Here is a 12,895-nt window from a genome sequence, read left to right as displayed (position 1 = left end):
TCCGTTCAGCCAGGAGAATTTCATGCAGCAGAATCAGGTGGATGCAATGCGCGACGTTTGGGCGCGCGTCGATGCCATTCAGGATCAATTCACGGCATTGAGCAACAGGGTCTGGGAGACACCCGAACTCAACTACGAGGAGTACCTTTCCGCCGCGGCGCACGAGCAGTTGCTGCGCAAACTGGGATTTCGCGTCGAAACGGGAATTGCCGGCATACCCACCGCAATGGTGGGCGAAGCCGGTCACGGCGGGCCGGTGATCGCCATTCTCGGTGAGTACGATGCGCTGCCCGGCCTTTCGCAAAAGGCCGGCGTGGACGAGCGGGACCCGGTCCATGAAGGCGGCTGCGGACACGGGTGCGGACACAACCTTCTCGGCGCCGGCTCGATGCATGCCGCAGCCGCGGTAAAGAACTATCTGGAAGCGCACGGCCTGCCCGGCCGGATCCGCTATTACGGCTGTCCGGCGGAGGAAGGCGGCGCCGGAAAGGGCTTCATGGTCCGCGCCGGCGTGTTCGACGACGTCGACGCCGCGATCTGCTGGCATCCGGCGGCGTTCTCCGGCGTCGCCAATCCCGTCTCCCTCGCCTGCAACGAAATCAACTATCACTTTTCCGGTGTCGCATCGCATGCGTCCTCTGCGCCCCATCTTGGCCGCAGCGCACTTGATGCCGTGGAACTGATGAACGTCGGCGTGAATTACATGCGCGAGCATATGCCCGCGAGCGCCCGGATCCACTATGCCGTGACCGACACCGGTGGTACCGCACCCAACGTCGTGCAGGCGCGCGCAACGGTCAGATACCTGGTCCGCGCGGCAGATCTGGACGATCTCCTGCGTTTGCGCGAATGGGTGGACGACATCGCTCGCGGCGCGGCCCTCATGACCCAGACGACCGTGCGTTCGCAGATCGTCAGCGGCGACGCGAACGTGGTCGGCAACACGCCCCTCGAGGATCTGATGCAGGCGCAGTTCGTCGCACTCGGACCGCCGGCGTTCGACGACGCCGATCATGCCTTGGCCGCCCGGTTTCAGGCGACGGTCGGCGAGGAAGCCGTTTCTTCCGCTTTCCGCCGTGTCGGCATGAAGATGGAAAAGGGCCTCGTGCTGTGCAACGCCATTGCTCCCCTGCGCGTCGGCGATGGCTCGCAGCTTGCGTCCACCGACGTGGGAAGCGTCAGTTGGGTCACGCCCACCGTGCAGGCACGCGGGGCCACGTATGCAATCGGCACACCCGGCCATTCATGGCAACTGGTCGCCCAGGGGAAGTCGGGCATCGCCCACAAGGGCATGGTGCACACGGCCAAGATCATGGCCAGCACGGCCGTTCATCTTTATCTGCGCCCTGACATCCTGGAACAGGCCAAGGCCGAGTTTCGTGAACGCGTAGGAGACGAGCCGTTCCGGAATCCGATCCCGGACGACGTGCAACTGCCCCTCCCTGCCGCGCATTGACCATGGAACAGTCCATCTTCGACATCTTCGGCTTCTCGAGCCAGGGGTGGGGCCGGCTGCTTCTGGCCAGCACCGGCACGACATTCGCGGTCGCCGTCTGCGGCCTGCTGACAGGAGGCGCATTCGGCGCGCTCGGCTGCTGGGCCAAGATCGGCGGGCGCAAGCCGCAGCGGGTGCTGGCCACGGCGTACACGACGGTCCTCAGGGGCATTCCGGAACTGCTGGTCATCTATTTGTTCTATTTCGGCGGCAGCACCGCGCTGACCCAGATCGGAAAGTGGCTGGGAGCCAGCGGTTTCGTCGGCATTCCGGGAACCATCGCGGGCGTGCTGGCCATTGGAATCACATCGGGTGCCCAGCTCACGGAAGTCTTCCGCGGCGCGCACAACGCCGTGAACAAGGGTGAGATCGAAGCGGCTGTGGCATGCGGGATGTCGCGCATGTTGCGTTTGCGCCGGATCCTCATCCCGCTGATCTTGCGCCACGCCATGCCGGGCATCGGCAACGTCTGGCAAATGGCACTCAAGGCGTCGGCGCTGATCTCCGTCACCGGCGTGGCCGATCTCCTGAGCCAGGCGCAGATCGGCGCGAACGCCACCGGCATGCCGTTTGATTTTTTCCTGGCGGCGGCGCTCCTGTTCCTCGCGATCTCGGCATGTACCGGGCGAGGGCTCCGCACCGCCGAGCGCTTCTATTCGCGTGGAGTGAGGCGACAATAATGGACTTGCAGTTCACCTACGACACCCTCCTCGCGCTGCTTGGAGGCGTCCCGCTGACGTTGCAGCTCGCTTCGGCCAGCCTGATGGCCGGCCTGATGCTTGCCGTGATGCTCGCAGCCATGCGCGTATCGGGAAGCGCCCCGCTGAATGCGCTGGCCGGCGCTTACATATTCGTGTTCCGCGGCACACCGTTGCTCGTGCAGATCTTCCTTATCTACTACGGCCCGGGACAGTTTCGGTGGATCCAGGAGAGCGTTCTGTGGCCGTTTCTCCGGGAACCGTACTACTGCGCGCTGCTCTCGCTGAGCCTGTGTACCGCTGCGTATTCGGGCGAGATCATCCGCGGCGGGCTGTTGTCGGTACCCCACGGGCAGATCGAGGCAGCTCAGGCATGCGGCATGCCGTTCCTGCTTCGATGGCGCCGCATCGTGCTGCCGCTGGCGTTGCGTCAGGCGCTGCCGGCATACGGGAACGAAGTCGTGACGATGGTCAAGTCGACGTCGCTCGTCTCCATCATCACGTTGATGGAGGTCACCGGCATCGCCGCCCGCATTATCGGCGAGACCTATCGAACGCTGGACGTATTTGTCATTGCCGGCGCGATCTATCTCACGCTGAATCTGCTGTTGACCATGCTGGTCGCACGCATCGAGACAGCCTTGCGCCCGGATTCGCGTCCGATGCGACTTGACCCGATCGAACCTACCGCTGTCGCGCCATTCGAGGATCGAGGATGAACGGAACATCGACAAGGAACGACGCGCAAGTGGCGCTGCGGGTCGATCAGCTGAAAAAGAACTTTGGTCGCCACGAGGTTCCGAAAGGCGTCACGCTCGACGCCCTCGAAGACAAAGTCATCGACGACGACAGGACACCTGACCAGTCGTTCGGTCGCAGCCGATCCGCGCGATTCCGGCCGTTCATCTCCAACCATCGATAGCCGGCGGCCCCCGCCCTGTAAAAAGAGGACTTCCCCATGAAAGCGAAAATAACCCTTGCCGCCGCGGCATCCCTGCTGGCTGCCGCACTGCTCGCGCCCACCTCCGCTTCAGCCGAGGACCATCCGTGGAAAACCGTCACGATCGCCACGGAAGGGGCATTCCGGCCATACAACTTCACCAACCCCGACGGCTCGCTGGCCGGGTACGAAATCGACTACTACAGGATTCTGTGCGCGAAGATGAAGGTCGAGTGCAAACTGGTCGTCATCCCGTTCAACAGCCTGATTCCTTCGCTGCTTTCCGGCAAGGTCGACGTTCTGATGTCCGGCCTCTCGGCCACGCCGAAGCGACGTGAAACGATCGCCTTCTCGGAGCCCTATAGCTCGATCGGAAGCAAATTCGTTACCCTGAAGTCCAGCCCGCTTGCGAAATTGCCGGGCGACGGAACGATCCTCTGGCTGGACAAGGACGACACCGGCCTGCGGCGATTCGTCGACGCGATCAAGCCGCGGCTCGCGGGCAGGATCATCGGCGTTCAGACAGCGTCCGTGGCAAGCGCGTTCGTCGAACGGTACCTGAAAGGCGACGTGACCGTTCGCGAGTACAAGACCCCGGAGGAAGCCGACCTCGATCTGCTGTCCGGACGCATCGACATCACGCTCGTGTCGATGACCTACATGCAGGGCGCGATGAAGAAGCCGGCGAACGCCCGCCTGACGATGGCGGGGCCGCAATTGTCCGGCGGCGTATTCGGGGCGGGCGCATCGCTCGGTATGCGCAAGGGTGATACGGCATTGCTGAAGATGTTCGATCAGGCCATCGGCGCAACCATCGCCGAAGGCGTGACGCGGCAGCTATCCATGAAATGGATAGGATTCGACACAACCCCGGCTCGATGATGGATTTCGAAGCGGCATGACAGCTCGGCGCGGCACAGCCGCCGCGCTTGCGATCCGCTTACGAGGGGCGGCGCCGATCCACTTATCCGGTTGTCCGAATTTGTGCGGCCATCTCTCCAGGCCATGCACCGCCGCGCCCCCGGCCCTGATCGCGCGATCAGGCCGCGACCTCGCCGCCGAGATACGCGTCCCTGATCCGCTCGTCGTCGAGCAGCGCCCTCGCCGGGCCTTCGAGCACGACGCGCCCCGTTTGCAGCACGTACCCGTAATGCGCGATCTCCAGCGCGAGGCTCGCGTTCTGTTCGACCATGAACACGGTCACGCCCTGCTTGTTGATCGCGTCGATCAGTTCGAGCACCTTGTCGACGTAAAGCGGCGACAGCCCCATCGTCGGTTCATCCATGCAGATCAGCTTCGGTCGCGCCATCAGCGCGCGCGCCATCGCCAGCATCTGCTGCTCGCCGCCCGACAGCGTGCCCGCGCGCTGCGTCAGCCGCTCGCGCACGCGGGGAAACAGGTCGAGCACGCGTTCGCAGTCCTCCGCCACCGCCGTGCGGTCGCCGCGCGTGTACGCGCCCATCAGCAGGTTCTCGCGCGCGCTCATGTCGCCGAACAGCCGCCGCGCCTCGGGCACGGCCGCGATCCCGCGCCGCACGCGCTGCGGCGTCGCGAGCGCCGTCACGTCGTCGCCGTCGAAGCGCACGACGCCGCGCTTCGGCCGCATCAGCCCGAGAATCAGCTTCATCGTGGTCGACTTGCCGCTCGCGTTGCCGCCGAGCAGGCTGACGATCTGGCCGCGACCGACTTCGAAGTTCACGTCGAAATGCACCTGCACGGGCCCGTAGAACGTGTCGAGGTGTTCGAGTTTCAGCAGCGCATCGGTCATGTTCATTCGCAATCCGGAAGAAGTGTCGGTCATGCGGCTGCCTGCGCCGCCCGGTCGGCCGGCGTGCCGCCCGCATGGCGGCGGCCGAGGTATGCCTCGATCACGTGCGGATCGTGCCGCACGTCACGCGGCGCGCCTTCGGCGATCTTCACGCCGTTGTCGAGCACCATCACGCGGTCGGACACGCGCATCACGAGTTCGAGCTTGTGCTCGATCAGCAGGATCGTCAGGCCGCGCGCCTTCAGCGACTGGATCAGTTGCAGCATCTCGGCCGTCTCCGTCTCGTTCATCCCGGCCGTCGGTTCGTCGAGCAGCAGCAGGCGCGGATGCAGCGCGAGCGCGCGGCCGATCTCCACGCGCCGCCGGTTCGCATACGACAGGCTGTGCGCCGGATGATCGATGCGCGGGGTGAGCCGTTCGCCGAACCCGGCGATGATGTCGCGCGCCTCGTCGCGCAGCGCGGCTTCCTCACGCCGCACCGATGCGGGCCGCACGAGCGCGCGCCACACCTCGGCCGCCGCGCCGAGCGCGGGCCAGCCCGGCCGCGCCGCACGCAGCCGCGCATGCGCGCCGATCAGCACGTTGTCGAGCACGCTCAGGTTGCCGAACACGCGGCCGTGCTGGAACGTGCGTGCGATGCCGAGCGCCGCGAGGCGCTCGGGCGCCGTGCCCGTGATGTCGCGGCCGTCGAACGTCACACGGCCGGCGTCGGGCCGGTCAGCGCCCGCGATCAGGTTGAACAGCGTCGACTTGCCCGCGCCGTTCGGGCCGATCACGCTCAGCAGTTCGCCGTCGGCGAGTGTCAGGCTCGCACCGTCGAGCGCGGTCACGCCGTCGAAGCGGCGCGTCAGGCCCTGCACGTCGAGCAAGGGTCGATTGGTGGTCATCGCGTTCCTCCTCACACCGTGCCGAGCAGGCCCTGCGGCCGGAACCGGACGAGCAGCAGCAGCACGAGGCCATAGATCAGCATCCGGTAATCGGCCGCCCAGCGGAACAGCTCCGGCAGCCCGATCAGCGCGATCGCGCCGACGATGCCGCCGAGCACGTTGCCGAGCCCGCCGAGGATCACCATCGTCAGCGCGAGGATCGACACCTGCGAATCGAAGGTCTGGTGATTGATGTAGCTGTACAGGTGCGCGGCAATGCCGCCGCTCACACCGGCCGCGACGCCGCCGACCGCGAATGCGATCGCCTTGTAGCGGTTCGGCGCAATGCCGTGTGCGCGCGCGGCGACGTCATCCTCGCGCACCGCGCGCAGCGTGCGGCCGAGATGCGAGCGCAGCAGCCGCACCTGCACGAGTGCGAACCCGACGAGCACCGCGAACGTGAACCAGTACGCGGCGCGCGCGGTGCTCGCCCACGGCAGCGGCGCGATGCCGGTGATGCCGAGCGGGCCGCGCGCGAGGCCATCCCAGTTCAGGATCACGAGGCTCACCACTTCGCCGATGCCGAGCGTCGCGATCGACACGTAGTGCCCGCGCAAGCGAAACGCCGGATAGACGAGCAGCGTGCCGAGCACGGCCGTGATGACACCCGCGCACGGGATCGTCACGGCCGGCGACCAGCCGAGATCCGACGACAGCAGCGCCGACGCATACGCACCGATCACGAGCAGCGCCGCGTGGCCGAGCGAGATCTGCCCGACCGTGCCCGCGACGAGCGTGAGGCTCAGCGCGAGCAGCCCGTACAGCCACGCGTTGGTAAGCGTCTGCAGCACGTACGGCGACGCGCCGAGCCACGGCAGCACGGCGGCCAATGCGATCAGCGCGACGAGCACCGGACGCGGCACGCGCACGGCCTTCGCGGCCGCGAGGAAGGTACCCGTCATCGGCTCGGGCGGCAGCGCGCGGTTCCCGCTGAACAGGCCGTTCGGCCGCCACACGAGGAACACGATCAGCAGCCCGAACGCGAACAGGTCGCGGTAGCTCGTGCCGAACAGCGCGACGCCGTAGCTCTCGACGAGGCCAAGCAGCAGGCTGCCGGCGATCGCGCCCGGCACGTTGCCGAGCCCGCCGATCAGCAGCGCGACGACGCCCTTCAGCGTCGCCTGGAAGCCCATCGCCGGATCGATGCTGTTGTAGTACATGCCGACCAGCAGCCCGCTCACACCGCCGAGCGCGCACGCGATCGCGAACACCGTCTGGTTCACGCGGTCGACGTCGACGCCCATCTGCAGCGCCGCGTCGCGATCCTGCGCGGTCGCGCGCACGGCCCAGCCGAGCCGCGTGAAGCGCAGGAAGCCGTACAGCAGCGCGGCCGCCGCGATGCCGATGCCCGCGATCAGCAGGTCGAGCGAGCCGAGCGTCGCGCCGGCAATGCGCAGATGCCAGTCCGGCAGCGGCGTCGGCACCGCGCGCGGGTCCGCGCCGAAGGCGAGCTGCGCGAGCTGGTCGAGGATGAAGCTGATACCGATCGTCGCGAGCAGCGGCGCGATGCGCGCCGCGTGGCGCAGCGGTCGCAACCCGATCCGCTCGATCGCGACGCCGAGCGCGCCGCAGCCGACGACGACCGCCGCGAGCGCGACCGGCAGCGGCAGCCCGAAGCGCGTCAGGCACAGCCAGCCGATGAATGCGCCGACCATGTACACCGAGCCATGCGCGAAGTTGATCAGGTGCGACACGCCGAAGATCAACGCGAGCCCGACCGCGAGCAGCGCGTAGATGTTGCCGACGATGAGGCCGTTGAGCGTGTAGTCGAGCCAGGAAGCCATCACGATGCGTCCGTCACGTGCATGCGGTTCAGGGTCAGCGCGCGGCGAGCTGCGGTTTCGCGCCGTCCCACAGCGCCCACTGCCCCTGCTTCACGACGAGATACACGGTGCGCGCGCCCGCGACGCGGCGCGTCTGCGGATCGAAGCGCACCTTGCCGAAGATCACGCTCGGCACGTCGCTGATTTTCGCGAAGCCGTCGTGCGCGGCCTGGCGCGTCGTGCCGTAGCGGCGCAGCACTTCCGCCGACAGGATCAGCGCGTCGTATGCGCGCGCGACGAACGAATCGGGATCGGCATGGAATTTCGCGCGATAGCGCTGCACGAACGCCTGCACCTCGGGGCGCGGTTCGGCCGGGAAGAAGTTCGATTCGGTATACACACCGTCGACGGCCGCGCCGCCCAGCTCGAGGAATTTCGGCGAATACACGGAGCCGACCGCCGCGATCGGCAGCGTGACACCCGACGTGCGCGCCTGCCGCACGATCTGCGCGCCGTCCGCGTAGTACGAGATCAGCACGATCGAATCGGGCTTCGATTCGCCGATGCGCACGAGCGTCGAACGGAAATCCTTCTCCGCCGGCTGGTAGCCTTCGGCCGCGACGACCTGCGCGCCGAGCCCGGCCACCGCCTTCGCGAAGATGTCCTTGCTGGTGCGCCCCCAGTCGGTGTTCAGGTACAGCACCGCGATCCGCTTGAAGCCGAGCTCCTTCACCGCGTAGCGCGCGAGCAGCGGCTGCTCCTCGGCCTGGCTCAGCGCGGTGCTCCACAGATAATCGCCGCCCTTCGTGAAGTCCGGGTGCGAGTTCGTGAAGCCGAACTGGATCAGCTGCCCGCGCTGGTAGATCGGCGATGCGGCCATCGACGTCGCGCTGGAGAAGTCGCCCAGCTCGATCGCGATGCGCGGATCGGCGACGAACTTCTGCGCGATCGCGACGGCCTGGCGCGGGTCGCTGCGGCTATCCTGGAAGTCGATCGCGAGCGGCCGGCCATGGATGCCGCCGCTGCCGTTGATCTCGTCGAGCGCGAGATCGAAGCCGCGCTTCCATTGCTCGCCGTATTGCGCGTCCTGGCCCGTGAGCGGCCCGCTCACGCCGATCACCACCGGCTCGCCCGATACGCCCGCCGCGAGCGCGCCGCCCGTCGACAAGCCCCATGCGGCAGCGAGCGCCGCCACCGTGCCCAGCACGCGCCGCCATGCGCCGCGTGCGTCGTTCCCCGAAACGTTCATGCGTCCCCCAGCTTCAGTCAGTCGAAAAGAGTGAGGGCATGTAACCATCCGGTTCAGGACGATCCAACGAAGTTTTGCGTATATCGATATCGGGCGCGGCGCGAAGCCGGCGACGCCCGCGAACGGCCGCCTGCACGCGCTGCCGCGCGCGATGAGGCGGCACGCATCGCATCGTTTTGATTCGATTGGCGTTTCCGGTACGTCACGCGTCGCCACCGGCACGCACGCGCGCCCGTCCGGCCATCGCGACGATCCTGCGCTTCGCAGTTTTCGCGCTGTCGATAGCAAAATTCATTATATGAATCACGCATGCTCACACTTCTACAATGCGCAAATCGCATCATCGGAAGGTGTCATGGAGCTGCATCAACTCGAAGCGTTTTCCGCGGTCATGTCGACCGGCAGCGTGACCGGCGCGGGCGAACTGCTCGGCCGCTCGCAGCCGGCCGTCACGCGGCAGATCCAGGAGCTCGAAGCCGATCTCGGCTACGCGCTGTTCGACCGGCACGGCCCGCGCGTCACGCCGACGCGGCGTGCCTTCCTGCTCTACGAGGAAGTCGAGCGCTCGCTGGTCGGCCTGCGTGCGATCGAGGCACGCGCACGGGCGCTCGGCGACGAAACCGCCGAACCCGTGCGCATCGCGGCGACGCCTTCGCTCGCGGCAACGCTCGTGCCGGCCGCGCTCGCCGCGCTGCCCGACGGCGCGCAGGCGCCGCACTACCAGTTGCGCAGCGAATCGGCCGAGCATGTCGTGCACGAGGTGCTGGCCGGCACGGCCGACATCGGCGTCGTCACGCTGCCGATGGCGCATGCGGGGCTCGACGTGCACTGGATCGCGCAGACGCCCTGCGTCGCCGTGCTGCCCGCCGGCGACCCGCTCGCGGCGCAGCCGCGCATCGCGCTGCGCGATCTCGCGCGCCGCCGCATCGTGACGGTCGCGAACCGGCACCGGCTGCGCCAGCGGATCGATGCGGCATTCGCGGCCGCGCGGGTCGACGCACGCGTCTTCATCGAAACCAATGCGTCGCTGAATGCGGTGATGGCCGCGCGTGCCGGCATCGGCATCGGCATCGTCGATCCGGCCACCGGTGTCGCACTGCCGGTGGACGGCGTCGTCGCCCGCCCGCTCGACGTCGACATCCCGTTCGCGTTCGGCGTCGCGACGCCGGCCGGCAAGGCGCGCACGGCGGCCGTCGATGCGCTGCTCGACGCGCTGCACCAGACGACGCGCACACTGCTCGACGACGTGATCTTTCACGACGCCGCCGCGCACGACGCGCTGCTGCGCGGCGACCGGCTGCGTGCCGGGCGCCCGTCACGTCCTTCGAATCCTTCAAATCCTTCACGCCCTTCCAGCCCGCCACGCACGACACGATCGCGCCGCACGCGCCCGGAGGCCGCATGACGATGCTCCCCGATGCACTCCACGCACTCGAAACCCGGCTCGCTCAAGACCTGCGCTGGCTCGACCTGCCCGCGCCGTCGTGGGTGCCGCCGCGCGAGGCCGACGGCACACGCGTGCTCGACGTCGCGATCGTCGGCGGCGGCATGGCCGGGCTCGCGGCTGCCGCCGAACTGCGCCTGCTCGGCATCGACAACCAGTGCGTGATCGACCGCGCGCCGGCGGGGTACGAAGGGCCATGGGTCACGTTCGCGCGGATGGACACGCTGCGCTCGCCGAAGCAGCTCGCGGGCCCTGCGCTCGGCCTGCCCGCGCTGACGTTCCGCGCCTGGTTCGAAGCGCAATACGGCCGCGATGCATGGGACGCGCTCTACAAGATTCCGCGCACGCAATGGATGGATTACCTGCGCTGGTACCGGCGCGTGCTCGACCTGCCGGTGCGCAACGACACCACGCTCGTCGCGCTGCGCCCGCGCGACGACGGCCTGCTCGCGCTCGACGTGCGCGGCAACGGCGAAGCGCAGACGCTGCTCGCGCGGCACGTCGTGCTCGCGACCGGCCGCGACGGGCTCGGCGGCCCTTACGTGCCGCCCGTCGCGCACCGCGCGCCGCGCGCGCGTTGGGCCCATTCGTCCGAGCCGATCGACTTCGCGGCGCTCGCGGGCAAGCGCATCGGCGTGGTCGGCGCGGGCGCGTCCGCGTTCGACAACGCAGGTACCGCGCTCGAAGCCGGCGCCGCGCGCGTCGACCTGTTCTTCCGCCGCGCGGACATTCCGCGCATCAACAAGCTGACGGGCATCGGCAGCCCGGGGCTCGTGCACGGCTATGCCGATCTCGACGACGCGACGAAATGGCGCTTCATGCACTACGCGCTGACGTCGCAGACGCCGCCGCCGCGCGACAGCGTGCTGCGCGTGTCGCGTCACGAGCATGCGCATTTTCATGCGGGCAGCCCGATCGAGACGCTCGCCGAACATGCGGACGGCCTCGACGTGACGACGCCGCGCGGGCGCTACACCGTCGATTTCCTGATCTTCGCGACGGGCTTTCATTCGGACTGGACGACGCGCGCGGAATTCGCGTCGTTCGGCTCGCACGTGCGGCGCTGGAAGGATCGTTATCGGCCGGCACCCGGGTTGTGGCTCGACGAACTCGCGGAATCGCCCGATCTCGGCCCCGCATTCTCGTTCCAGGAACGCGAGCCCGGTGCATGCCCGGCCGTCACGCGAATCCATTGCTTCAACCATGCGGCGAGCCTGAGCCACGGCAAGCTGTCCGGCGATATCCCGGCGATCAGCGCGGGCGCCGAGCGGCTCGCGCGCGGCATCGCGAGCCGGCTGTTCGACGCGGATCGCGATCGCCACTACGACGCGCTCGTCGCATACGCGAACGCGGAACTGCAAGGCGACGAGTGGCGCGACGCCGATGCATGAGCGCTCGCCCATCGACCACATAAACGACGAAGGAATCCTGAACGATGACTGAATCCATCACGCCGGCCGATGCGCCGGACACGATCGATGCGGTGGCCGGCCTGCACGACGGCGACGCGATCGCCGCACTGCGCCGCGCACGCGAGAAGGTGCTGCTTCATACGCGGCTGAGCGAGGCTGCCCTGTTCGATCCCGCGCTGCCCGATCTTTCGTTGATCGAAAGACTGCACACGGCCCGGTATGTCGCGCACAAATCGAAGGCGCCGGCATTGACCGACACCTATCGCGCGCGGCTGATCGACGCGGGCGGCACGCTCGACGATATCGCACGCGCGGATGCCGATGCGTTCGATGCGCTGCCTCGACGCATCGGCGCGATCCTGGCGCATGCACGCCTGCTGACGCTCGCCCCTGTCGATGCGCGCCCGTCCGATCTCGACGCGCTGAAGTCGGCCGGGCTCACGACGCCCGCGATCGTCGCGCTGTCGCAGCTCGTGGCGTTCGTCGCGTACCAGTTGCGCGTCGCCGTTGCAGCGCAGGCGCTTCAGGCACGCACTGCAACGGAGGCCGCATGACGACGAGCGCCCACGGCTTCACGTCCGACACGCTCGGCTGGCGCGCCTGGCTCGACACCGTTTCGCTCGATGCCGCGACGCCCGAGCAGCTGGCCGTGCTCGACGCGAGCCACCCGCAAGCGAAGACATCCGACTATTACCTGCTGCTCGTCCATCTGCCCGAGATCCTGCGGCAACGCTCGGGCGTGTTCAACGCGATCATGTACGGCCCCGGCGGGCTGTCGCGCGCCGAGCGCGAACTCGCCAGCACGGCCGTGTCGCGCGTGAACGGCTGCGTGTATTGCGCATCCGTGCATGCGCAGCGCTTCGCGCAGCTCGCGAAACGCACCGACGCGATCGAGCAGGTATTCGACGATCCGGCGACGGCCGGCACGACGGCGCGCGAACGCGCGATCGTGCGTTATGCGATCGCGCTGACGGAGCGGCCCGAAACGGTCGACGCGCGCGATATCGCCGCGCTGCAAGCCGAAGGGCTGACCGATGAGGAGATTCTCGACCTGTCGCACGCGGTCGCGATCTTCGCGTGGGCGAACCGGTTGATGCTGACGCTGGGCGAGCCGGTGTTTCCGGAACCGGCGTCACTCGTCTGATGCCTGGCGCCTGACGCCCGACCCAACCCGAACACGGGCTGACGCAGGCGCCGCCC

Annotated in this window: 13 protein-coding genes; 9 read left to right on the top strand and 4 right to left on the bottom strand. The window is 67.9% G+C overall.

Translation table 11 applies throughout. From position 1 onward, the window contains the following. The first annotated feature begins 22 nt into the window (after window positions 1-22). From DPV79_RS10730 to DPV79_RS10710, 5 genes are read left to right on the top strand one after another with little or no spacing between them, the layout of a single operon-like run. Entirely contained in the window at window positions 23-1,456 is a 1,434-nt protein-coding gene (locus tag DPV79_RS10730) for a M20 family metallopeptidase (protein WP_244321732.1), read from the top strand. 2 nt (window positions 1,457-1,458) lie between these two features. Beyond that, complete coding sequence (locus DPV79_RS10725; RefSeq protein ID WP_048020374.1) at window positions 1,459-2,175, top strand: ABC transporter permease; 717 nt, start codon at window positions 1,459-1,461, stop codon at window positions 2,173-2,175. Beyond that, window positions 2,175-2,912 (top strand): ABC transporter permease, encoded by a 738-nt coding sequence (locus DPV79_RS10720; protein ID WP_113045400.1) that lies wholly within the window; start codon window positions 2,175-2,177, stop codon window positions 2,910-2,912. Before DPV79_RS10725 ends, DPV79_RS10720 begins: the two co-directional genes overlap by 1 nt. After that, a complete protein-coding gene (locus DPV79_RS10715) occupies window positions 2,909-3,115 on the top strand; it encodes a hypothetical protein (RefSeq protein ID WP_113045399.1) in 207 nt (68 codons plus the stop codon). Before DPV79_RS10720 ends, DPV79_RS10715 begins: the two co-directional genes overlap by 4 nt. 36 nt (window positions 3,116-3,151) lie before the next feature. After that, window positions 3,152-4,015 carry a transporter substrate-binding domain-containing protein gene (locus tag DPV79_RS10710; RefSeq protein WP_113045398.1) on the top strand — a complete coding sequence of 288 codons (864 nt, stop codon included), beginning with the start codon at window positions 3,152-3,154 and terminating at the stop codon, window positions 4,013-4,015. 157 nt (window positions 4,016-4,172) lie between these two features. Here DPV79_RS10710 and DPV79_RS10705 read toward each other — a convergent pair whose 3' ends face one another. The 4 genes from DPV79_RS10705 to DPV79_RS10690 are packed head-to-tail and all read right to left on the bottom strand — an operon-like array spanning window position 4,173 to window position 8,839. Further along, the gene (locus tag DPV79_RS10705) at window positions 4,173-4,901 is read right to left on the bottom strand and encodes an ABC transporter ATP-binding protein (protein WP_113045494.1); all 729 of its coding nucleotides are present in this window, start codon (window positions 4,899-4,901) and stop codon (window positions 4,173-4,175) included. Between the two features lie 29 nt (window positions 4,902-4,930). Beyond that, a complete protein-coding gene (locus tag DPV79_RS10700; protein ID WP_021158385.1) occupies window positions 4,931-5,788 on the bottom strand; it encodes an ABC transporter ATP-binding protein in 858 nt (285 codons plus the stop codon). A gap of 11 nt (window positions 5,789-5,799) precedes the next feature. Further along, the gene (locus DPV79_RS10695) at window positions 5,800-7,611 is read right to left on the bottom strand and encodes an ABC transporter permease (protein ID WP_113045397.1); all 1,812 of its coding nucleotides are present in this window, start codon (window positions 7,609-7,611) and stop codon (window positions 5,800-5,802) included. 34 nt (window positions 7,612-7,645) lie between these two features. Beyond that, on the bottom strand, window positions 7,646-8,839 hold the full coding sequence (locus DPV79_RS10690) for an ABC transporter substrate-binding protein (protein WP_021158383.1): 1,194 nt from the start codon (window positions 8,837-8,839) through the stop codon (window positions 7,646-7,648). 355 nt (window positions 8,840-9,194) lie between these two features. Here DPV79_RS10690 and DPV79_RS10685 point away from each other — a divergent pair, with 355 nt between their 5' ends. From DPV79_RS10685 to DPV79_RS10670, 4 genes are read left to right on the top strand one after another with little or no spacing between them, the layout of a single operon-like run. Further along, complete coding sequence (locus DPV79_RS10685; RefSeq protein WP_113045396.1) at window positions 9,195-10,244, top strand: LysR family transcriptional regulator; 1,050 nt, start codon at window positions 9,195-9,197, stop codon at window positions 10,242-10,244. Next, window positions 10,241-11,674 carry a flavin-containing monooxygenase gene (locus DPV79_RS10680; RefSeq protein ID WP_113045395.1) on the top strand — a complete coding sequence of 478 codons (1,434 nt, stop codon included), beginning with the start codon at window positions 10,241-10,243 and terminating at the stop codon, window positions 11,672-11,674. The genes DPV79_RS10685 and DPV79_RS10680 overlap by 4 nt, the downstream gene beginning before the upstream one ends. 44 nt (window positions 11,675-11,718) lie before the next feature. After that, the gene (locus DPV79_RS10675; protein ID WP_021158378.1) at window positions 11,719-12,249 is read left to right on the top strand and encodes a CMD domain-containing protein; all 531 of its coding nucleotides are present in this window, start codon (window positions 11,719-11,721) and stop codon (window positions 12,247-12,249) included. Beyond that, window positions 12,246-12,839, top strand: a complete 594-nt coding sequence (locus DPV79_RS10670) for a peroxidase-related enzyme (RefSeq protein WP_113045394.1) — start codon at window positions 12,246-12,248, stop codon at window positions 12,837-12,839. The genes DPV79_RS10675 and DPV79_RS10670 overlap by 4 nt, the downstream gene beginning before the upstream one ends. Window positions 12,840-12,895: the final 56 nt, after the last annotated feature.

This window comes from Burkholderia reimsis, assembly GCF_003294055.1.
In the GTDB taxonomy this organism is placed as follows: domain Bacteria; phylum Pseudomonadota; class Gammaproteobacteria; order Burkholderiales; family Burkholderiaceae; genus Burkholderia; species Burkholderia cepacia.
The sequence above is the reverse complement of the archived record's forward strand: the minus strand, read 5'-3'. Positions and strand labels throughout refer to the sequence as shown.

Excerpts from the sequence above, each read along its gene's own strand:
- DPV79_RS10730 (WP_244321732.1), top strand. The coding sequence starts at position 23 with ATGCAGCAGAATCAGGTGGATGCAATGCGCGACGTTTGGGCGCGCGTC.
- DPV79_RS10725 (WP_048020374.1), top strand. The coding sequence starts at position 1,459 with ATGGAACAGTCCATCTTCGACATCTTCGGCTTCTCGAGCCAGGGGTGG.
- DPV79_RS10720 (WP_113045400.1), top strand. The coding sequence starts at position 2,175 with ATGGACTTGCAGTTCACCTACGACACCCTCCTCGCGCTGCTTGGAGGC.
- DPV79_RS10715 (WP_113045399.1), top strand. The coding sequence starts at position 2,909 with ATGAACGGAACATCGACAAGGAACGACGCGCAAGTGGCGCTGCGGGTC.
- DPV79_RS10710 (WP_113045398.1), top strand. The coding sequence starts at position 3,152 with ATGAAAGCGAAAATAACCCTTGCCGCCGCGGCATCCCTGCTGGCTGCC.
- DPV79_RS10705 (WP_113045494.1), bottom strand. The coding sequence starts at position 4,901 with ATGACCGATGCGCTGCTGAAACTCGAACACCTCGACACGTTCTACGGG.
- DPV79_RS10700 (WP_021158385.1), bottom strand. The coding sequence starts at position 5,788 with ATGACCACCAATCGACCCTTGCTCGACGTGCAGGGCCTGACGCGCCGC.
- DPV79_RS10695 (WP_113045397.1), bottom strand. The coding sequence starts at position 7,611 with ATGGCTTCCTGGCTCGACTACACGCTCAACGGCCTCATCGTCGGCAAC.
- DPV79_RS10690 (WP_021158383.1), bottom strand. The coding sequence starts at position 8,839 with ATGAACGTTTCGGGGAACGACGCACGCGGCGCATGGCGGCGCGTGCTG.
- DPV79_RS10685 (WP_113045396.1), top strand. The coding sequence starts at position 9,195 with ATGGAGCTGCATCAACTCGAAGCGTTTTCCGCGGTCATGTCGACCGGC.
- DPV79_RS10680 (WP_113045395.1), top strand. The coding sequence starts at position 10,241 with ATGACGATGCTCCCCGATGCACTCCACGCACTCGAAACCCGGCTCGCT.
- DPV79_RS10675 (WP_021158378.1), top strand. The coding sequence starts at position 11,719 with ATGACTGAATCCATCACGCCGGCCGATGCGCCGGACACGATCGATGCG.
- DPV79_RS10670 (WP_113045394.1), top strand. The coding sequence starts at position 12,246 with ATGACGACGAGCGCCCACGGCTTCACGTCCGACACGCTCGGCTGGCGC.